18 protein-coding genes are annotated in these 20,535 nt (G+C 63.8%); 8 read left to right on the plus strand and 10 right to left on the minus strand.

The annotated features are described in order from the left end of the window. The first annotated feature begins 126 nt into the window (after window positions 1-126). The 3 genes from CEY11_RS11270 (at window position 127) to CEY11_RS11280 (ending at window position 2,534) form a co-directional block, all read left to right on the plus strand. Window positions 127-948, plus strand: a complete 822-nt coding sequence (locus CEY11_RS11270; protein ID WP_088603489.1) for an ABC transporter substrate-binding protein — start codon at window positions 127-129, stop codon at window positions 946-948. Window positions 949-994: 46 nt separating this feature from the next. After that, window positions 995-1,729 (plus strand): amino acid ABC transporter permease, encoded by a 735-nt coding sequence (locus CEY11_RS11275; RefSeq protein WP_088603490.1) that lies wholly within the window; start codon window positions 995-997, stop codon window positions 1,727-1,729. A gap of 124 nt (window positions 1,730-1,853) precedes the next feature. Further along, window positions 1,854-2,534: an amino acid ABC transporter ATP-binding protein gene (locus CEY11_RS11280; protein WP_233154853.1), complete on the plus strand. Its 681-nt coding sequence runs from the start codon at window positions 1,854-1,856 to the stop codon at window positions 2,532-2,534. 23 nt (window positions 2,535-2,557) lie between these two features. Here CEY11_RS11280 and CEY11_RS11285 read toward each other — a convergent pair whose 3' ends face one another. The 4 genes from CEY11_RS11285 to CEY11_RS11300 form a co-directional block, all read right to left on the minus strand. Continuing rightward, the gene (locus CEY11_RS11285; protein ID WP_088603492.1) at window positions 2,558-3,535 is read right to left on the minus strand and encodes a Bug family tripartite tricarboxylate transporter substrate binding protein; all 978 of its coding nucleotides are present in this window, start codon (window positions 3,533-3,535) and stop codon (window positions 2,558-2,560) included. Window positions 3,536-3,599: 64 nt separating this feature from the next. Further along, the gene (gene leuD / locus CEY11_RS11290) at window positions 3,600-4,220 is read right to left on the minus strand and encodes a 3-isopropylmalate dehydratase small subunit (protein WP_088603493.1); all 621 of its coding nucleotides are present in this window, start codon (window positions 4,218-4,220) and stop codon (window positions 3,600-3,602) included. Further along, a complete protein-coding gene (gene leuC, locus CEY11_RS11295) occupies window positions 4,220-5,626 on the minus strand; it encodes a 3-isopropylmalate dehydratase large subunit (protein WP_088603494.1) in 1,407 nt (468 codons plus the stop codon). The genes leuD and leuC overlap by 1 nt, the downstream gene beginning before the upstream one ends. Before the next feature lies 1 nt (window position 5,627). Then, the gene (locus tag CEY11_RS11300; RefSeq protein WP_088603495.1) at window positions 5,628-6,890 is read right to left on the minus strand and encodes an aldolase/citrate lyase family protein; all 1,263 of its coding nucleotides are present in this window, start codon (window positions 6,888-6,890) and stop codon (window positions 5,628-5,630) included. 146 nt (window positions 6,891-7,036) lie between these two features. Here CEY11_RS11300 and CEY11_RS11305 point away from each other — a divergent pair, with 146 nt between their 5' ends. The 4 genes from CEY11_RS11305 (at window position 7,037) to CEY11_RS11320 (ending at window position 12,135) form a co-directional block, all read left to right on the plus strand. Next, a complete protein-coding gene (locus CEY11_RS11305) occupies window positions 7,037-7,441 on the plus strand; it encodes an Hsp20/alpha crystallin family protein (protein WP_088603496.1) in 405 nt (134 codons plus the stop codon). Between the two features lie 20 nt (window positions 7,442-7,461). Further along, window positions 7,462-9,873 (plus strand): endopeptidase La, encoded by a 2,412-nt coding sequence (gene lon / locus CEY11_RS11310; RefSeq protein ID WP_088603497.1) that lies wholly within the window; start codon window positions 7,462-7,464, stop codon window positions 9,871-9,873. 217 nt (window positions 9,874-10,090) lie between these two features. Then, window positions 10,091-11,086 (plus strand): Bug family tripartite tricarboxylate transporter substrate binding protein, encoded by a 996-nt coding sequence (locus CEY11_RS11315; protein WP_158215286.1) that lies wholly within the window; start codon window positions 10,091-10,093, stop codon window positions 11,084-11,086. A 152-nt stretch (window positions 11,087-11,238) separates the two neighbouring features. Beyond that, window positions 11,239-12,135, plus strand: a complete 897-nt coding sequence (locus CEY11_RS11320) for a LysR family transcriptional regulator (protein WP_088603656.1) — start codon at window positions 11,239-11,241, stop codon at window positions 12,133-12,135. Window positions 12,136-12,228: 93 nt separating this feature from the next. On the opposite strand, the gene CEY11_RS11325 is transcribed toward CEY11_RS11320, so the two are convergent. Beyond that, window positions 12,229-14,355, minus strand: coding sequence for an acetate--CoA ligase family protein (locus CEY11_RS11325; protein ID WP_088603499.1), 2,127 nt, complete (start codon window positions 14,353-14,355; stop codon window positions 12,229-12,231). A 79-nt stretch (window positions 14,356-14,434) separates the two neighbouring features. Continuing rightward, the gene (locus tag CEY11_RS11330; RefSeq protein WP_088603500.1) at window positions 14,435-15,775 is read right to left on the minus strand and encodes an MmgE/PrpD family protein; all 1,341 of its coding nucleotides are present in this window, start codon (window positions 15,773-15,775) and stop codon (window positions 14,435-14,437) included. Between the two features lie 338 nt (window positions 15,776-16,113). Between CEY11_RS11330 and CEY11_RS11335 the strand changes: the two genes are divergently transcribed. Beyond that, window positions 16,114-16,524 (plus strand): DoxX family protein, encoded by a 411-nt coding sequence (locus CEY11_RS11335; protein ID WP_088603501.1) that lies wholly within the window; start codon window positions 16,114-16,116, stop codon window positions 16,522-16,524. Window positions 16,525-16,650: 126 nt separating this feature from the next. Here CEY11_RS11335 and pstB read toward each other — a convergent pair whose 3' ends face one another. From pstB to pstS, 4 genes are all read right to left on the minus strand, one after another. After that, complete coding sequence (gene pstB, locus CEY11_RS11340; RefSeq protein ID WP_088603502.1) at window positions 16,651-17,457, minus strand: phosphate ABC transporter ATP-binding protein PstB; 807 nt, start codon at window positions 17,455-17,457, stop codon at window positions 16,651-16,653. Then, window positions 17,450-18,319: a phosphate ABC transporter permease PstA gene (gene pstA, locus CEY11_RS11345; RefSeq protein ID WP_088603503.1), complete on the minus strand. Its 870-nt coding sequence runs from the start codon at window positions 18,317-18,319 to the stop codon at window positions 17,450-17,452. The genes pstB and pstA overlap by 8 nt, the downstream gene beginning before the upstream one ends. Beyond that, a complete protein-coding gene (gene pstC, locus CEY11_RS11350; RefSeq protein ID WP_198958884.1) occupies window positions 18,319-19,329 on the minus strand; it encodes a phosphate ABC transporter permease subunit PstC in 1,011 nt (336 codons plus the stop codon). The genes pstA and pstC overlap by 1 nt, the downstream gene beginning before the upstream one ends. A 142-nt stretch (window positions 19,330-19,471) precedes the next feature. Then, window positions 19,472-20,488, minus strand: a complete 1,017-nt coding sequence (gene pstS / locus CEY11_RS11355) for a phosphate ABC transporter substrate-binding protein PstS (RefSeq protein ID WP_088603504.1) — start codon at window positions 20,486-20,488, stop codon at window positions 19,472-19,474. Window positions 20,489-20,535 lie beyond the last annotated feature (47 nt).

Consider the following 20,535-nt stretch of genomic DNA (forward strand, 5'->3'; position numbering starts at 1 on the left):
TTCGAAGGAAATATAGCTTTATTCTAATAAACGCGCATCATGGCGATGATACGATTTCTTCGACTCTTGGGAAAGCACTGATTTTGCTCCCGAACTTCACTATTCCGACAATAAAGGAGACTCGCCATGTCGCTCTCACGCTATAGCAAATTCCTGGCCACAGCCTTTGTATCGACACTCGCCATATCGTTCAGTGGCAGCGCAAGCGCCGGCGCAGATGCAAACCCCCTGCAAACCGTGGAGCCAGGGCAGATCATCTATGCCTTCCGTGCCGACGACAAGCCAGTTTCCTTCATCAAGGACAACAAACCCGCAGGCTTCATGGTCGACCTGACCACCGAAATCGCCAAAAGAATCAAGCTGAAGCCGCAATATGTCGCCACCGATTTCTCCAGCATGGTGCCTTCCGTCAGCGGCCATCGCTACGACTCGGCCGCCTTTGCCGTGCTGGTGACGCCGGCGCGAGAAAAAGTGGTGAACTTCACGACGCCCGTGAATTTTGCGCAGGCGCGACTGGTATCGCTGAAGAAGGCCCCGCTCAACACAGTCAAGAGCGCGGCAGGCAAGACGGTGGCCATTACCGTGGGCAGCGCCCTGATACCGGTACTGCAGAAAATCGAACCGGCCATTACTGTCAGGACGTTCCCGAACATCGCGGCCAGCACCGCGGCGCTCAAGACCGAGCAGGTCAGCGGCCTGTTCACCGGCTTCGAGGCTTCCTCGGGCCTGCTCAAGCGCAACCCCGATTTCATGGCCAGCGAATCCGTCATGAGCGGCAAGGGCGCACTGCCCGTGGCCAAGGACAGGCCGGCATTGCTCAAGGCCATGAATACCGCTTTCGCAGGAATCATTTCCGACGGCACCTACATGAAGCTCTACAGCAAGTGGTACCCCAACGAGGGCGAGCCTGCCGGCATGGCCCAGGAATACCCGAACTTCAAGAAGTAATCCGCGACTTCTCACGATCATCATATAGCGTCTGGGTGGGCTGACCATGCAAGGGCTAAACAATGTACTCGCAACTTTTTTCGACGTACACCTCATCGCCGAAACACTGCCGGACTTGCTGCGTATCGGCTTGCCGAACACCCTGATCCTGTCGGTGATCGGCACGTTCTTTTCCTGCGTCATTGGCCTGTTCTGCTCGTTCGGCCTGATGTCGAAGCGTTTCCTGGTGCGGCTGCCGTTTCGCATCTACGTCGACATCTTCCGCGGCGCGCCGCACATACTGAGCATCTTTCTGATCGGCGCCGGCCTGCCCATGGCGGGCCTGATGGTTTTCGGCCACTGGACATACGGCTACGCCGGCTTGGCCGTGGGGGTGGTGGAAGGCGCCTATATGGCCGAGATCTTCCGCTCCGGGTTCCAGGATGTCGACAAAGGGGTGGTCGAAGCCGCGCGCAGCCTGGGAATCTCGCTGTGGAAGACAACGCGGCTGGTGGTCATCCCCATCGGCATCCGCACAGTGCTGCCGGCGCTTACCGGCCAGTCCATCATCATCATCCGCAGCACCGCGCTGGTATACCTGCTGGGCCTGACCATAGGCCAGCGCGAGCTTTTTTCCATCGGGCACGACGGCACCATCAACAGCGCCAATTTCTCGCCGCTGGTGGCATCGGGCATCGTCTATCTGTTGATCACCATACCCCTGACGTACATCGTGAACGCCTGGGAGAGGCGGCTGCACAACGGCCCCAAGATTCGACTCGGCGCGGCTGAAGGAGGCTAAGGCGCGAATGTCTACTGCCACTGCAAATATAGTTGCCGAAGAACTGCTGCCGGCCGCGCAGGCCGCCGGCCATCCGCAGCCCGCGATCGTTTACTCGCACATCGAGAAAAGCTTCGGGCGCACCATGGTGCTGGAAGACATCAGCCTGAGCGTCGACGCAGCAGAAACCATTTGCCTGCTCGGCCCCTCGGGGTCGGGGAAATCGACGCTCTTGCGCTGCACCAACCTGCTCGAGGTGCCCGATCACGGCCAGATCAGCATCCACGGCCAGGTCATCACCGACCGGGGCGCCGATGTCGACGGCATCAGAACCCGGGTCGGCATGGTGTTCCAGAGATTCAACCTCTTCCCCCACTGCAGCGTCCTGGACAATGTCACCATGGCCTTGCGGGCCGTGCGCAACAAGCGCCGCGACGAGGCCGTGGCCATTGCGCGCGCCAAGCTCGAACTGGTCGGCCTGGATCACCTGCGCGACCGGCGCCCCGCGCAGCTATCGGGCGGCCAGCAGCAGCGCGTGGCCATCGCGCGCGCCCTGGCCATGAGCCCCGAGGTCATGCTGTTCGACGAAGCCACCTCGGCGCTGGATCCGGAACTGGTGGGCGAAGTGCTGGACGTGATGCGCGACCTCGCCAAACAGGGCATGACGATGGTGGTCGTCACGCACCAGATGCGTTTCGCAAGAGAGGTGGCCAGCCGCGTGGTGTTTCTCGATCACGGGCACCTGCTGGAAATCGCGCCGCCCGAAGAGTTCTTCGAAAACCCGCGCAGCGACAGGCTGAAACTGTTCTTGAAGCGAGTGCTGTAGCGGCAGCAAAGGCCCGCGCCGCGTCAGTCCGGCCGCACGTGGGCTTCCTTGATGACTTCCGTCCATTTTTTGATTTCGCTTTGCAGGAACGTACTGAATGCCTGGGGCGTGGTACCGGCAATTTCCAGGCCCTGGTGACGGAAGCTCTCGCGCACCTCGGGCATTTGCAGCACTTTGATAATGTCGTCGTGCATCTGCTGCACGATCGCATGCGGTGTGCCTGCGGGCATCAGGATCCCGGCCCAGTTATCCGCTCCGAACCCGGGTACGGTCTGTGCAATGGGCGGAGTATTGGGCAGCGAGCTCAGGGCGTGATCGCTTGCCACTCCGAGAGCGCGCAGCCTGCCGTTCTCTATGAAAGGCAAGCCCGACACAATGCCGGTAAACATCAGCGAAGTCTCGCCGCTGATCACACTGGTCAGCCCCGCGGCCGAGGTTCTATAGGGCACATGCACCAGCTTGATGCCCGCCAGCATGTTGAGCAGTTCCAATGCGAGATGCGGCGTGGATCCGTTGCCCGAAGAGGCGGCATTGATTTCCCCGGGCTTGCTCTTGGCCAGCCGGATCAGATCCGCCATATTCTTCACCGGCAATTTGGGATTGACTACCAATACATATGGGTTGTATGCGACCAAGCTTACCGGCGCGAAATCCTTGGCGGGATCGTAGGGGACATTCTTGAACAAAGCCCGCGTGGTTGCCAGGTTGCCGTTCGAGGCGGCCAGCATGGTGTAGCCGTCCGGTGCGGCCTTGGCCACCGCACCCGCGCCGATCATGCCCGCCGCGCCGGGCATGTTTTCAACGATGACTTGTTGGTGGGTGACCTTGGATAAATTGACGGCAATAATGCGCGCCATTGTGTCGAGCGAGCCGCCGGCGCCTGTCGGGGCAATCAGCCGGATAGGCTTTTGCATGGGATAGGGTTGCGCGCCGGCCTGCCCGTGCACCAGCACGAATGCCATGACCGCATAAAGCACCTGTCTGTATCGAAAAAGACCCATGATGTCTCCGTATGTTTTATTCGTGTACTAATCACTGGATTCCACAGATTTCATGCTGCGCGAATCAGCGGTCGGGATGCAGCCAGCTCATTTGTTCCCGGTAGCGCCGCTCGAACGCTTCGATCAGGCCCACCCGCTGCAGAGTCAGAGCGATGTCGCTCAAGCCCTCCAGCAGGCAATGCTTGGCGAAACTATCCACGTCGAAGCGATATTTCCGGCCCACGGTATCGGTGATGGCCTGATCGGGAAGATCGATCGAAAGCCGGGCTCCTACTTGCGTGTGCAGCTGCTGGCGCAGATTCGCGGTTGACTCCGCGTCCAGGCGTATGGGAAGAATGCCGTTTTTCAGGCAATTGTTGAAAAACACGTCTCCGAAGCTGACCGCAATAATGGCTCGCACTCCGAAGTCGTAATGCGCGTAGACCGCGCCCAGGCGAGACGAGCCACAGCCGTAATTGTGCGAGGCGACGAAAATCTGCGCCTGCCGATATTCGGGCCGATTCAGGACGAAGTCGGGCCTCGGCTCGTCTTGCGCGCTGAAACGAAGATCATGCAGCAAATACTGGCCGTACGCCCTGCCCTCACGCGGCTTGCGCATAAAACGCGCCGGCAGGATCTGATCCGTATTCACGTCGTCCATGTCGATCGGCGCAGCCACTGCAGTGAGACAACTGAATTTTTCCATTATGTCTCCAGCCATTCGCGTACGTCGGTGAGGCGGCCGGCCAGCGCCGCGGCAGCCGCCATCTCGGGCCCCAGCAAATGAGTACGGCTGCCCGGCCCTTGGCGCCCGCGAAAATTGCGATTCGAGGTAGATGCGCAACGCATGCCCTCGGGCACGCTGTCTCCATTCATACCGACGCACATCGAACAGCTCGCCTCCCCCCAAGTGAAGCCGGCTTCGCGGAAGATGCGATCCAGGCCTTCGGCCTCGGCATTCCGTTTGACCTGCTGCGATCCGGGAGAAACCAGGGCCGGCACGACGGCACGCCTGCCCCGAATCACGCTGGCCGCGGCACGTAGATCTGCCAGGCGGCCATTGGTACAGGAACCGATGAACACCTGGTCTACGGCAATGTCCTGCATGCGCGTGCCGGGACGAAGGCCCATGTACTGCAGCGAGCGCTCCATCGAGTTGCGGCGCTGCTCGTCAGACTCGTCTTGCGGGTCGGGCACGCGAGCTTCGATCGAAACCGCGTCCGCCGGCGTATTGCCCCACGTCACCATGGGGGTGAGGGTGCCTGCGTCCAGCACGTGTTCTTTGTCGAATAGGGCGCCCGGGTCGGTGGGCAGGGTGCGCCAGTAGGCTGTCGCGCGATCCATTTCCTCGCCCTCGCGCGGGCCGTATGGCCGGTTGCGCAGGTACTCGTACGTTTTCTCGTCCGGCCCGATGATGCCCAGCCTGGCACCGGCCTCGACCGACATATTGCAAACCGTCATGCGCTCTTCGATCGACATTGCGCGTATGGCCGGGCCATCGTATTCGACCGCGTGCTGCAGAGCCCCGCTGTGTCCGACCTGGGCGATGATGGCCAGGATTACATCCTTGGCCGACACGCCGCGGGGGCGCGTGCCCTTTACCCATACACGCATCTTGCGCGGCTTGCGTTGCCAAACCGTCTGGGTCGCCAACGCATGCGCCAGCTCGCCGCCGATGCTGAAGGCCAAGGCGCCAACCGCACTCTGCGTCGAAGTATGGGAATCGCCGCACAACACAATAAGACCGGGCTGCGTCATGCCTTGTTCGGGCCCGACCAGATGCTGGATGCCGCGCGCGGGGTGTTCCAGGCCGAAGAGCTCGACGCCGAACTCGCCGGTATTGCGTTCCAGCGTGCGTATCATGTTGCGCCGGTCGTCGCCCATCACGTCCTGCAGACGCGGGCCGCTCGTCGACGCGTAATGGTCGGCGACGCCCTTGACCTGCCCTGGCCGCCGGATGCCTACGCCTTCCTGGCGAAGAATATTGAAAGCATGAATCGAGCCTTCGCTGCACAATAGCCAATCGACATACAGAAGGCTTTGGCCGCCCTCTTCCTCAATGATGGTGTGCGACTGCCAGATCTTTTCGAATAATGTACGGGGCGTATCCATATCAGGATCCCTTGCCGTAGCGCACCGCGCTGATGCCGTATTTTCGTTGCAGCTCGATCATTTCGGGCAGCTTGAGCAGCTCGTGGCGCTCGTCATAGCCAGAGATATTTTTAAGGACTTCTTCAAGCGAGCCCGTGGATTTCAGCTCGCGCAGCACATTCTGCATGGCGGCAATGGCGGCGCGCATGATGAAGTTCGGATAAATGACCAGACGAAAGCCCAAGGCCTCGATTTCGGCTGCGGTAAGAAACGGCGTCTTGCCGCTTCCACCCATGTTGTACAAAGCCGGTACGCCAAAACGCTGCGGCACCTGCGCGAGCTGCTCGACTGTGCGCAGCTCTTCCACGAAGATCACATCGGCGCCGGCTTCGACATAGCGTGCAGCACGCTCTAAGGCGGCGTCATAGCCTTCCACCGAATACGCGTCGGTGCGGGCAATAATCATGAAATCGGAATCATGGCGCGCATCGACCGCCGCCTTGATTTTGTTTTCCATTTCTTCGGCCGGAATCAGCGCCTTGCCGGCAAAGTGCCCGCAGCGCTTGGGCCATTCCTGGTCTTCAATGTGGATCGCGGCAACGCCCGCGCGCTCGTAGGCGCGCACCGTACGCATCACGTTCAAGGGGTTGCCGTAGCCAGTATCGGCGTCGGCGATCAAAGGAATTTCGGCCGCGTCGGCAATACGTTCGGCGTTGTCGACCATTTCCGTCATCGTGAGCAGGCCCACATCCGGCAGGCCGATACGCACGGCTGCCGTGCCGCTACCCGTCATATAAAGGGCCTCATAGCCCTCTTTGGCAACAACCCGCGCGGCCATCGCATCGGCAACGCCGGGTGCCATTGTCAATTTCGAGCGCGCAACAATACTCCGCAACCTGGTGGTAGCTCTTTCCATCTCTCCTCCGTCGGCCCGCGAGCCACCGTGGAGAGGTGGCCTGAGATCTTTTGCCGATTTTAGCGTGGAATATTTCCGTTCAACCACGAAATTCCATCCAATGGAATTAGTTCTAATTAGAACAGAATCAGGCTTCTTTACCCCACCCAACCTCAACCCTTTCCCGTGTCTTTTTGCCGCAGCAGCGATCTTCTGCCACGCTTCCGTCACCCGAGGATGAGAAAAATCGCCGTTCACACCCATGGAGCCGGTGAGATCACTGGTTCCCACGGATATGACATCCACTCCCTCCGTAGCGGCGATCTCTTCGATATTGGCCAAGCCTTCTTCCGACTCGATCATGACCGTCAACATCAGCGGCTTGTTCAACGCAGCACCCAATGGCTCAGCAGGCGGCGCCCCGCCAATATGAATGCTGATATCGCCACGCCAACCGGGACATTGCCGGCTATGCCGGGAACGGAGATGCCACGCGTATAATGAATCGCACAGGTTCGGAAACAAGGACGCGATTCATGACTTTTCGCAAGCCATCCGACACGATGTGGGTCGATGCCGTCACACTGCTTGAACGGGCCGATCGCCTGCATCGGCAATTCTTTCACCTACGCCCCGACCCGGCCTCCGGCCCTGCCTGGGAACCGCCCATCGATGTATTCGAAACCGGCCTGCACCTGCATGTGCAGGTGGCCCTGCCCGGAGTCGACCCCGCGCATGTCAAGGTCGTGATCGACGGCGACGCCCTGCTGGTGGTGGGAGAACGCCCCCTGCCCGCGGCGCCCGGGTCGCGCATCCGGCGCATCGAGATTCCTTACGGCCGCTTCGAGCGGCGCATAGCGCTGCCTGCCGGCCAGTTCGAGATCCGCGAGTCGCAGCTTGCCAACGGCTGCCTGCAGCTGGATCTATTAAGACTGAGCTGACGCAGAAGGGATGAACCGCCATGGACAGTCAAACACCCAAAGCCGAATCCCGCGCCGAATCTCCCAGCCCTCCCGCCGCCGAGGGCGACAAGCCCACGCAGGCCGAAGCCCTGCCATTGCCGGCGGGCGCGCTCATCATCATTCCGGTACGCGGCCTGGTGCTGTTTCCGGGCCTGGCTGCGCCTATTGCGATCGAACACGAGGGCGCCATGCTGGCCGCCCAAGAGGCCGCGCGCGCCGGCCGGCAGGTGGGCATACTGCTGCAGAAAAACACGCAGGCCGAAGCCCCCTCCCCCGCGGATCTGTACCAGATCGGCACGGTAGCCAATATATTGCGCTATGTCACGACGCCTGACGGCACGCACCACATCATCTGCCAGGGCGAACAGCGCTTCCGGGCCGCCGAATTCCTCGAGGGCTATCCCTACTTGGTGGCCCAGGTAGAACGCCACCCCGAACCGCAAGGCAGCGGCCCCGACATCGAGGCCCGCATGCTGCAGCTCAAGGCGCGCGCCGCCGAAATCCTGCAGTTGCTGCCGCAGGCGCCGGCGGAACTGGGCGCCACGCTGCAGAACATCGCCTCGCCCGCCCTGCTGGCCGACTTCGTCGCCGGACTGATGGATCTGAAGCCCGAAGACAAGCAGAAAATACTCGAAACCTTCGATCTGCAGGCGCGCCTGGACAAGGTGCTCGATCAGGTGGTGCACTTTCTGGAAGTGCTGCGCATCAGCCACGACATAGACCAGCGCACCAAAGAACGCTTCGAAGACCGGCAGCGCGAAGTGCTGCTGCGCGAGCAACTCAAGACCATCCAGAACCAGCTCGGCGAAACCGAGGGCAACGGCGCCGAGATTGCCGAGGTCGAGGCGCGCATCGCCAAGGCCGGCATGCCGCCGGATGTGGAAACGCACGCACGCAAGGAACTGAAGCGGCTGCAGCACATGTCTGACGGCTCGGCCGAATACTCCATGCTGCGCACCTACCTGGACTGGCTCACCGAACTGCCGTGGTCGACACAGACCGAAGACAGCATAGACATCGCCCACGCCCGCGCCATTCTGGACGAAGACCACTACGGCCTGGAAAAGATCAAGCGCCGCATCCTGGAATACCTGGCGGTGCGCAAGCTCAACCCCAAGGGCAAAAGCCCCATACTGTGCTTCGTCGGGCCGCCGGGGGTGGGCAAGACCTCGCTGGGCCAGAGCATCGCCCGCGCCACCGGCCGCAAATTCGCCCGCGTCAGCCTGGGCGGGGTACACGACGAGGCCGAGATCCGCGGCCACCGCCGCACATACATAGGTGCGCTGCCCGGCAACATCATCCAGGCCCTGCACAAGGCCGGGGCGCGCAACTGCGTGATGATGCTCGACGAAGTCGACAAGCTGGGTTCGGGCATACAGGGCGACCCGGCCTCGGCGCTGCTGGAAGTGCTCGACCCCGAACAAAATTCGAGTTTCCGCGACAACTACCTGGGCGTGCCCTTCGACCTGTCGCAGGTATTCTTCATCTGCACCGCCAATATGCTCGACACCGTGCCGGGGCCCCTGCGCGACCGCATGGAAATCATTGCCCTCACCGGCTATACCGAACAGGAAAAGCAGCAGATAGCGCGACGCTACCTGGTCGGGCGCCAGCTCGAGGCCAACGGGCTCACGGCGCAGCAGTGCGAGATCACCGACGCCGCGATACAGGCCATTATCCATGGCTACACGCGCGAGGCCGGGGTGCGCAATCTCGAACGCGAAATCGGCAGTGCCTTGCGCCATGCGGCAATGCAAATCGCCGAGGGCTCGGCGCAGCACGTGCGCATCGACGTCGGCGACCTGCAGGCCAGCCTCGGCCCCGAGAAATACGAAAGCGAGCTGGCGATGCGCACCAGCATGCCGGGCGTGGCCACGGGCCTGGCCTGGACGCCGGTGGGCGGCGACATACTGTTCATCGAGGCCAGCCGCACGCCGGGCAATGGCAGGCTGATGCTCACCGGCCAGCTGGGCGATGTCATGAAGGAAAGCGCCCAGGCCGCGCTGACGCTGCTCAAGGCGCACGCCGCCGAATTCCAGGTCGACCAGCAGATGTTCGAGCACAGCGACATACATGTGCACGTGCCGGCCGGCGCAGTACCCAAGGACGGCCCCAGCGCCGGCGTGGCGATGTTCGTGGCGCTGGCCTCCATGGCCCGCAACCAGCCCGTGCGGCACGATTGCGCCATGACAGGCGAGATCAGCCTGCGCGGCCTGGTGCTGCCCGTGGGAGGCATCAAGGAAAAAGTGCTAGCCGCCATGCAGGCCGGCATCAAGACCGTGCTGCTGCCCGCGCGCAACCGCAAAGACCTCGAAGACATCCCCGAGCAGGCGCGCGCGTCGCTGCAATTCGTCTGGCTCGAGAAAGTGGCCGATGCCATTGCCGTCGTGTTCGACCAGACGCCCGGCTGACCGGCGGCACGCGCTGAATCCCCTTCCCATGCGCAGCGCCAGGCGCTGGCGGCGTGGCGCGTGCCCGCAAGACGGCTAGCGCTGACACGCGCGGCGCGCCGTTCAGCTTGTCGCTCGTTTTCTATATTTGGAAACCATAGGTTCAGTATTTATAAAAACCATGCCGGCCGCCGGTTCTAGACTGGGAACCCTGATCAACACACAGGAGACGGACAGCATGCGTATCCCCACGCACAGTATCACGAATGTACTATTTGCCAGCCTGCTGGCCATCGCCGGCGCGGCGCTGCCCGCAGCCGGCCAAGCCGCGGACTACCCGACATCCAGGCCGATCAACATTCTGGTGGGCTTTCCGGCAGGCGGGCCATCCGATCACGCCGCCCGCATCCTGGCCGCCGGCCTGGAGAAAGTCTGGCCCCAGGCCAAGTTCATCGTCATGAACCAGGGCGGCGCCAATGGCACCATTGCCATCAACAATGTGGCGCACGCCGCCCCCGACGGCTATACCTTGCTGCTGGGTACCCAAAGCATGGTCAATATCCAGTACCTGCACAAGAAAGTACCTTACGACACGGCCAAGGATCTGGTGCCTGTCGCGATGCTGCTGAAGATGCCCAACGTGCTGGTGGTCGGCCCGTCGGTCAAGGCCAAGAACTATGCCGAATTCATGCAGCAGGTCAAGGCGGCGCCGGACAAGTACACCGTGTTTTCTTCCGGCATCGGATCCGATCCGCACCTGGCCGCAGAAGAATTCATGGAAAAGACCGGCTATAAAATGCTGCACGTACCCTACAAAGGCGGCGCCGCCGGCCTGATGGATATGCTGGCGGGCCGTGTCGACTGCTCGTTTGCCACGCTGGGCACGGTGCAGGGCCAGTTGCAAAAAGGCAAGGTGCGCGCGTTCGCGGTGGGTAGCGAGAAGCCCTATCCGCTGCTGCCCGGCGTGCCGACCTTCGAGCAACTGGGGGTGAAAGGCTTTGCCCCCTCTGCGTGGTATGGCGTGCTGGCTCCCAAGGGCACGCCGGCCGCGATCGTCGACAAGCTGAACAAGGCCATCACTCAGGCCATGAACTCCAAAGAAGGGGTCGACCAGCTCGCCTCCATGGGCGCGGAACCGACGCGCCTGACGCCCGAGGAATACAACAAGGTCTATCAGCAGGACATCGTCGAAAGCGGCAAGCTGATCAAGGGCCTGGGCATACAGCCAAGCTGATACCCGCAGGCAGGCGGGGCCTGGAAGTCTTGCCCATGCGGCAGACATAGCCCTACAAGCCCCCGCTCCGTCAGAATCTTCCCAGACTGCTTATACTTATGGAATTCATGTACAGCCGGCCGCGCAGCCGCGGCCGTCGCCACGTAATTCCAATGAAAAAACTGGACACCGCCGCGCTCGAGATTTTCGTCGCCGCCGTCGAAGAGCAAAGCCTGTCGAAAGCCGGCGAACGCGAGAACCTCGTCACCTCGGCCATCAGCAAGCGCATCAGCGATCTCGAAAAACATCTCGGCAAGCGCTTGCTGGAACGCCACGGCCGGGGGGTGGAGCCTACCGCCGTAGGCGACATGCTGTACCAGCGCGCCAAGCTCATATTGCGCAACCTGCACCAAACCGAAGAAGCCGTCGCCGCCTATGCCAGCGACGGTACGCCGCGCATCCGCCTGCTGGCCAACCCTTCCACCAGCCTGCAGTTCCTGCCCGGGCCGATCGCCTCGTTTCTCGCGGCGCGGCGCAACACCAGCATAGACCTGCTTGAAAGCCACAGCTACGACATACCGCGCCTGATCGCCTCGGGCGGCGGCGATATCGGCATCTACCACGCCGAACAGCCCGCTACCGGCGTCATTTCGTACCAATACAAGAAAGACCGCGTGGGGCTGGTGGTGCCCAATGGCCATCCGCTCAGCCATTACGATCAGCTCCATTTCGAAGAAGCGCTCGACTATGACCTGCTGGGCTACTTCCCGCGCCACTCGCTGGAACAGTTCCTGTCGTACATAGGCCCCGGCCTGTCCCGGCCGCCCAATGTGAAGCTGCAGGTGTCGAACTTCGAGACCCGCTGCAACATGGTGCGCGAGGGCCTGGGAATTGCGGTGGTGCCGGAACGCATCGCAGCCAATTATCTGGGCCCCATGGGGCTGACGCTGATCAAGCTGCTGGACGACTGGGCCGTACGCCAGTTCTACATCTGCATATCGCCCACATCAGGCGGCAACGGCCACGCGGGGAAGCTGCTGGAACACCTGCTGCACGAAATGCAGGAATAAGCGCGGGATTGGCCTTTCGGCCAGACCCGCGATCCCGTCTTAATGATCATGCCTCGATTCGAGGCTCTGCTCATAGGGCAAACAGGCTCGCGGCTATGCCGCCGGCTGTACGCCCTCCGCGACGCCGCCAGCCTCTTCGCGCCACACTGCCACCGCGTCCACGGCCACCACCGCGTCGCGCTGCACGAACAGCGGATTGATCTCGGCCTCGGCCACGGGCTGGCCGGGCAGGCAGGCCAGGCGGGAAAAAGCCGCCACGGCGTCGGCCAGGGGGCCGAGTTCGGCCTGCGGCAGGCCACGATAGCCGCGCACCAGCTGGATGTGGCGTACCTCGTTGATCATTTCCATGGCTTGCTCGCGGCTTACCGGCGCCAGGCGCAAGGCGTAATCGGGCATCAGCTCGGCGGTCACGCCGCCGGCGCCCAGCAGTACCGTCGGGCCGACCAGCGGGTCGTGGCGATAGCCCAGTATCAGCTCGATCAGGCCCCGCTCCATGGCCTGCACCAGGAAGCCTTCCAGGCGCGCCTGCGGGCAGGCCCGGGCCACGTCCCCGGACATGCTTTCCATCGCCGCGGACAAGGCCTCGGCATCGGCCAGGCCGATACGCACGCCGCCTGCATCGGTCTTGTGCAGGATGTCGCGCGACACCACTTTCACGGCCACGGGATAAGCCACGTCATGCGCCTGCCCCGCCTGCCGCAGCCACTGCGAGCGCGCCATGGGCATGCCCAGGGCACGGAACAGCAGGCCGGCCTCGGCCTCGTTCAGCGGGCCGTGGCGCGGCAGCTCGTCGGGCAGGGACACGGCCGCCTGCGAGCCGCAGGAAATCGGTTCGTCGGGCGACTCGAAGAACGCCGCCAGCGCATCGGCGCAAGATTCGGGCGTACGGAAAGCCGCGATGCCATGGCCCAGCAGGATGGACAGCGACTCGCCGGCCTCGGGAGCGAGGAATGCCGCCAGCGGCCGCCCGGGCGGCTTGGCGCATTCGAGTATGGGGCGTACCGCCAGTTGCGGGTGGAACTGCGCCGACGAGCCCACCACGCTCAATACGGCATCGCACCAGTCGGCCTGCAGCAACTGTTCGAGCAGATCCAGGTACTGCGCGCTGCTGGCGGCCAGGGTCAGGTCGATGACGGGTGTGCTGCGTATGTTCAGGCCGCGGCCGGCCATGTGCGTGACGAATTCCGCGGGCGGCGCCACGGCGGTGAAGCCGCGCAGGCCCAGGTTGTCGACCACTGTTGCGGCCCCGCCGCCGGTGGTGGTGATGACCGCGATGCGCCGCAAGTTCGCGGCCCCGCGCCGGGGCCGTGCGGCGGCATAGGCGCGCGCCAGCGGCGCCAGTTCCAGCAGCGCCTCCAGCACATTGACGCGCATGACGCCATGGGCCGAGAAAAACGCGCCGATGGCCCCGTCGTTGCCCGCCATGGCGCCTGTATGCGATTGCGACAAGGCGTCGCCCTGCTCGGAGCGCCCCAGCTTGTAGGCGATTACCGGCTTGCCGGCCGCGCGCGCACGATCCAGTGCCGTGCCCAGGGTCTGCGCGTCGCGCAAGGTTTCCAGGAACAACAGGATCACCCGGGTATCCGGGTCGTCCACCAGGCTGTCCACCACCTCGCCCACGGAAATATCGCTCTCGTTGCCCACCGACACCGACTTGGCGAAGCCGAAGCCGCGCGCCGCGGCGCGCGACAGCAGCGAACCCATCATGGAGCCGCTCTGCGAGACCAGGCTGATGTCGCCGCGCGGCAGCACGTCCATCTCGAACACTGCATTGACCGACACCACGCCGCCGGTGTGCGCATTGGCGGTACCGATGCTGTTGGGGCCGAGCACGCGCAGGCCGTCGCGGCGCGCCTGCTCGATCAGCTCGCGCTGCGCCTGCGCGCCCTGCTGGCCGATCTCGGCGAAGCCGTCCGAATAGATCGAGGCCACGGGCACGCCCTTGCGAGCACAGTCGGCCAGCACTTGCGGGACGTGCCGGGCTGCCGTCATGACGAAGGCATGGTCGATCGGCTCGGGAATGTCCAGAACGGACGGGTATACGGTCTCGTCGCCGACGCTGCCGCCGCGCGCATTGACCAGGTACACCCGGCCCTGGAAGCCATGCTTGCGCATGAAGCGCATCGGCCTGGCACTGTTCTTGCTGAGATCGGTGGAAGCGCCTATCAGCGCAACAGAGCGCGGCGACAACAAGGCAGCCGATACGTTGGGACTAAGCATGAAACCATCCAATATTGTTTCGATGAGGGTATGTGCGGCTCGGGCAGGAGGCGGGAAGTGCGGCGCGCGGGCGCGCCTGTCAGCCCAGCGCCAATTCGCGCACGGGCAAGCGCTCGAGCGCGCGCACCTGCTCATTGAGGCGCTGCGCAGCCTCGGCCCCCAGCACCGGCGCGACCAGCTCGCGATACTTGGCCTCGAGTTCGGCATCGCTCAAGGGACACTGCGGATCCCCCTTGCGGTATGGGAACAACTGTTCATGCTCGGCGCCCGACGCGGTCTCGATGCGCACGCGCGCCCCGCGGCCGGCGGGAAATGCCGCCGTCAGGGCCGGATCGGCATGCAGCTCGATCTTGGCCATGAGTTCGCGCAGGGCGGCGTCGCCCAAATGATCCGGCCCGAAGGCGTCGAGCCGTACCGAACCGTACAACAGGCCATGCGCCACGACATAGGGCAGGCTGAACTTGGCCTCGAATACCGTGGTCGGCGAGAAATTGCCAGTGACGTCCAGCGCCACCTGATAGGTATCCACACGGATCTTGCGCATGTCGCGCGGCGCCAGGCCATGCTCGTCGCGCACCGCCAGCGCGGCGTCGATGGCGGCGAAAGTATGGCCGCAGCAGGCGTAGTTCTTCTGGGTGATGCGGGTGATGTTGTATTCCGTGCCCAGGCCCTCCAGGGCCCGGCTCCAGTTTGCCCCGTCCGACAGGGCCGCGCCGAAGCCTGCCGCCCCTTCCAGGATGTCGGGCGCCCCGGTGACCCCGGCCCGTGCCGCGAGCCCCGCTCGCACCCCTACTTCGGCCGCGTGGCCCGCGTGCAGCGCCTTGGTCATGGACTCTGACCGGAACGCCTGCTGCAGGCCCGAGGCGAAGGTGGCGGCGGTGGCGATGGCGTGCCCCATGACTGCCGCATCGCCCGGCGCGCACAGCGCCGCCGTGGCGGCCGCGGCTCCCAGGCAGCCCACCGTGCCGGTGGTATGGAAGTAACGGTAATGCGAGGGCTGAACCGCCGCGCCGATGCGCGTGGAGATTTCGTAGCCGGCCACGATGGCCCGCAGCATGTCTTCGCCGCTGGCGTCCAGCTGGTCGGCCACGGCCAGCGCGGCGGAAATCACCGGGCAGCCCGGGTGATAGACGGCGTCCTTGAAAATGTCGTCGAATTCCACCGCGTGCGAAGCACTGCCGTTGATCCAGGCGGCAGTGGCGGCGAAGACCGTGGCGCCACGCCCCGGCAGGCGGGAGCGGCCGCTGCCCAGCTCTTCGGCGCACGACTGCACCAGCTGCAGCGCCGGGGCGACGCGGGTGCCCGGGTACAGGGCCGACAGCCAGTCCAGCACGGCCCGCTTGGCGTGGTGCAGCACCTCTGGCGGCAGCGCCTCGCGGCCCTGCCATGCACCATAACGCGAGATTTCTTCCAGCAGCATGGTTACCCCCTTAAGATTATTGAGCCGGCGGCCGGCGCCCGCTGTAGCGGCATTGCGCAGCCGGCCCTCTGCGGAATGCCGCGTTTGCTCAGCCCGCGAGAGCCGCGCAAAGGGCACCAAACCGCTAAAACCACATGATTCCACGGGCTCGGGCGGGAAAGTTTGAATTATTGCGACACCATCCTTGAAACATAGAGCAAGCTCGTCGCGCGCACCTATGCCATGCGGCCGCGTACCCTTGCTCACACTCCGTAGCGGCCTGGCTTCGTATGGCTCTATATAATGGGCCGCCTGCCGCCGGCGGCGGCTTCCCTGTATTCACAATGGAGAACCAAGCAATGTCCGCAAGCTCGCAAGACGACCTGGGTAAACTGGTGCTGCGCCTGACCGTAGGCATTTTGCTGCTATTCCACGGCATATCCAAGATAGTGCACGGCGTAGGCGGCATAAGCGGCATGGTGGCCGCGCACGGTCTGCCGCATTTCTTCGGCTGGGCCGTCTATCTCGGGGAGGTGCTGGCTCCCATTCTAATGATATTGGGCGTGTATGCGCGCCTGGGAGGCCTGCTTGCGGTCATCAATATGCTGGTGGCCCTGTCCCTGGTGCATTCGGCCCAGCTCTGGCACCTGGCCGGCAACGGCGGCATGCAGCTCGAAACGCAATATTTCTACCTGTTCTGCGGTCTGGCCGTGGCGCTGCTGGGCGCGGGGCGCTACAGCATCGGCGGCAGCGGCGGCAAGTGGAATTAAATCAAGCGCTGCGGCCCTTCCGGCCGTGGCACCCTTAGCCAGGCCGGCGCAACGAACCCGGCCGGGGTCGGCCCCCCGGGCCCAACCACCCGCCGCGGTCTCGGGGCGCAGCCACGGCGACGGCCTTCAGCCGAAGCGCCCGGTGATATAGTCTTCGGTTTCCTTGCGCGCGGGCTTCATGAAGATCTGGTCGGTCAGGCCGAACTCCACAAGTTCGCCCAGGTACATATAGGCCGTGTAGTCCGAGCAGCGCGCCGCCTGCTGCATATTGTGGGTAACGATGACGATGGTGTACTGGTGCTTCAGTTCCTCCACCAGCTGCTCGATGCGCGTGGTGGCGATCGGATCCAGCGCCGAGGTCGGCTCGTCCAGCAGCAGCACCTCGGGCCTGAGCGCAATACCGCGCGCTATGCACAGGCGCTGCTGCTGGCCTCCGGACAAGCCCAGCGCACTGCGCCCCAGCTTGTCCTTCACCTCGTCCCACAAGGCCGCCGCGCGCAGCGCCTGCTCTACGCGGATCGACATATCGGCCTTGGACAGCCGCTCGTGATGGCGGATGCCGTAGGCGACATTCTCGAAAATCGTCATGGGAAACGGCACCGGCTTCTGGAACACCATCCCCACCTTGCTGCGCAGGCGGTTCAGGGAGTAGGACGGATCCAGGATGTCTTCGCCGTCCAGGGCCACCGAGCCGGTGGCGTTGAGCCGCGGATAGATGGCGTAGATGCGGTTGAAGATGCGCAGCAGCGTGGACTTGCCGCAGCCCGAAGGCCCGATGATGGCGGTGACCTTCTTTTCGGGAATGTCCATGTCGATGCCCCGCAGGGCATGGTAGCCGTTGTAGTAGAAGTTCAGGTCGTGCACCGAAATCTTGGTGCGCGTCTCGGCGGCTGCGGCCTTGCCTGCCGCACGGGCGGCGACGTGATCAATCATGATGTACCTTATTGCGCGAAAACAGCAAGCGCGTCGCCAGGCTCAGCAGCAGCACGAACAGCGCAATCAGCAGCGCGCCCGCCCAGGCGATCGCGTGCAGCGAAGGGTTGGGATCGTTGGTGTATTGGTAAATGGCCACCGGCAGGCTGGCCATCTTGTCCAGCGGATGCAATGCCATGAAGTTGTTGCCGAAAGCCGTGAACAGCAGCGGCGCGGTCTCGCCGGCCAGCCGCGCCAGCGCCAGCAGCACGCCGGTGACGATGCCCGAAGCGGCGGCGCGCATCAGCACCTGCACCGTCATTTTCCATTGCGGTATGCCCAGCGACAGCGCGGCCTCGCGCAAGGTGGTCGGCACCAGCTGCAACATTTCGTCAGTGGTGCGCACGATCACCGGCAAGCCGATCAAGGCCAGCGCCACCGCACCCGCCACGCCCGAGAACGAATACGCACCGCCGCTGAGATTCGACATCGGCAGCACCACGATCACGTACACGAACAAGCCCAGCACGATGGACGGTGCCGACAGCAGTATGTCGTTGAGGAAGCGGATCGTCGCGCCCAGCTTCGAGCGATGCGCGTATTCGGCCAGGTAGGTGCCCGCCAGCACGCCTATGGGCGCGCAGATCGCCAGAGCCATCGCGTCCATGATGAGGCTGCCCACTATGGCATTGGCCAGGCCGCCCTGATCGCCATAAGCCGTGATCTTGGTGAACAGCCGCGGGCCGATCGCCCCCAGGCCGTTCTTCAGCGTCACCCACAGGATCCAGGCCAGAAAGGCCAGGCCCAGGGCGGTCGCGCAGCCGCTCAGCAATAGCGCCAGCAAATTGACGCAGCGGCGCCGCAGATAGATCGAGGCGGCCATCAGTTGCCCTCCCGTTTCGACAGTTGCCGCAGCATCAGGCGCGCCACCAGCAGCACCACGAAGGTCACCACGAACAGCAGGAAGCCCAGGGCGATCAGCGCCGAGCGGTGGACACCCACCGCCTCGTTGAATTCGTTGGCGATGCTCGATGAGATCGACGTGCCCGGCATCAGCAGCGAGCTGGTGATGTCGTAGGAATTGCCCAGCACGAAGGTGACCGCCATGGTCTCGCCCAGTGCCCGGCCCAGCCCCAGGAAGATGCCGCCTATCACCGCCGAACGGGTGTAGGGCAGCACGATGTCCCACACCACCTCCCAGGTGGTCGAACCGAGCGCGTAGGACGATTCCTTCAGTCGCGTCGGCACTGTCTGGAACACCTCACGCATGACCGAGCAGATGAAAGGCAGGATCATCACCGCCAGCACGATGCCCGAGGTAAGCAGCCCCAGGCCCAGCGGCGGCCCCTGGAACAGGCCGCCCACCAGCGGCAGGCGCCCCAGCGTGGCGCTGAGCGCCGGCTCGACGCGCGCCATGAACGGCACGAAGACGAACAGGCCCCACATGCCGTAGATGATCGAGGGAATGCTGGCCAGCAGCTCGATGGCCATGGCCACCGGGCTGCGCAGCCAGGCCGGCGCGATTTCGGTCAGGAACAAAGCGATGCCGAAACTCGTGGGCACCGCCAGCACCAGGGCGATCAGCGAGGTCACCAGCGTGCCGAAGACCGGCGCCAGCGCGCCATACTCGTCGGTAACCGGGTTCCATACGCTGCTGGACAGGAAGCGCAGCCCCTGCCCGAACAAGACTTCGCGTCCGCCCCACAGCGTGGACAGCGCGGCTCCCAGCAGCGCCGCCAGCACCAGCAGCGCGCAGCCGCGCAACACCCGCCGGAACAGCGCATCGTGCCGCGCATCGGCGCGCGTACGGTCTTCGTCCCCGCCGGCCGGCAGCCGGGCGCGGGGGTGCCCGTCCAGAGGAGGGGCCAGTGTATCGGCTCTTGCAGCTTGCATACAGTAGTCAGTAGTCGGAAGGGGGCTTGCGGGCATTGCACAAGCCGTGCGATGCCGCGCGCCGAACCGCCATGGCGCCGAAACCGGCCGCTGCTCGTACTACCGCGCAGCGGCCCGTCACCCGGCGGCCCGGATATTGCCTTTACTGCTGGTACTCGGACTTCCAGTAGGCCTCGATCTGCCCGACCAGGCTGGCCGGCAGCGGCACGTAGTCCAGCGAGCGCGCCTGATCCTGACCGTGCTCGTAGGCCCACTTGAAGAAGTCGAGGGCGACCTTGGACTTTTCCTGGTTCTTGGGCTGCTTGTACATGATCACCCAGGATGTCGCGGTAATGGGCCAAGCATCGTCGCCCGGAGCATTGGTCATGAGCAGATTGAAGTTCTTGGCATGCGCCCAGTCGGCCGTGGCCGCGGCGGCCTGGAAGCTGGCAGTCATGGGCTTGACCACCTTGCCGGCGGCGTTCTTCATGACCGCATAGCCGATGTGGTTCTGCAGGGCGTAGGCATACTCGACATAGCCCAGCGAATTGGGCATCTGCTTGATGTAGGCCGACACGCCCTCGTTGCCCTTGCCGCCGATGCCGGCCGGCCAGTTCACCGCGGTGTTCTCGCCGACCTTGGATTTCCACTCGGGGCTGACCTTGGACAGATAATTGGTGAAGTTATAGGTGGTGCCGGAACCGTCCGAACGGTGCACTACCGTGATCTTGGTAGCGGGCAGTTTCAGATCGGGGTTGAGCTTGCGTATGGCCGGGTCGTCCCAGCTGGTGATCTTGCCCAGGTAGATGTCGGCCAGCGTCGGGCCGTCCAACACCATCTTGCCGGCCTCCACGCCCTGCACATTGAAGGCGGGCACGATGCCGCCGATCACATCGGGGAACTGGCCCAGGCCGAACTTGCCGAGCGTGGCCTCGTCCAGAGGCATGTCGGAGGCGCCGAAATCGACCGTGCCGGCCTTGATCTGGGCGATGCCGCCGCCCGAGCCGATAGACTGGTAGTTGACGCGATTGCCCGTTTTTTCGGCGTAGCTGGCCGACCACTTGGAAATCACCGGATACACGAAGCTGGAGCCGGCGCCGGTAATGTCGGTGGCGTGCGCCATTGCGGAGCAACCGAGAGCGATGGCGGCCAGGGCTTGCGTGAATACATATTTGGACATCGGGGATCCTTGATTAGATGGACTGTCGTGCGGGCTTTCCGCCCTGC

The sequence above is a fragment of the Candidimonas nitroreducens genome (assembly GCF_002209565.1).
GTDB lineage: Bacteria > Pseudomonadota > Gammaproteobacteria > Burkholderiales > Burkholderiaceae_B > Candidimonas > Candidimonas nitroreducens.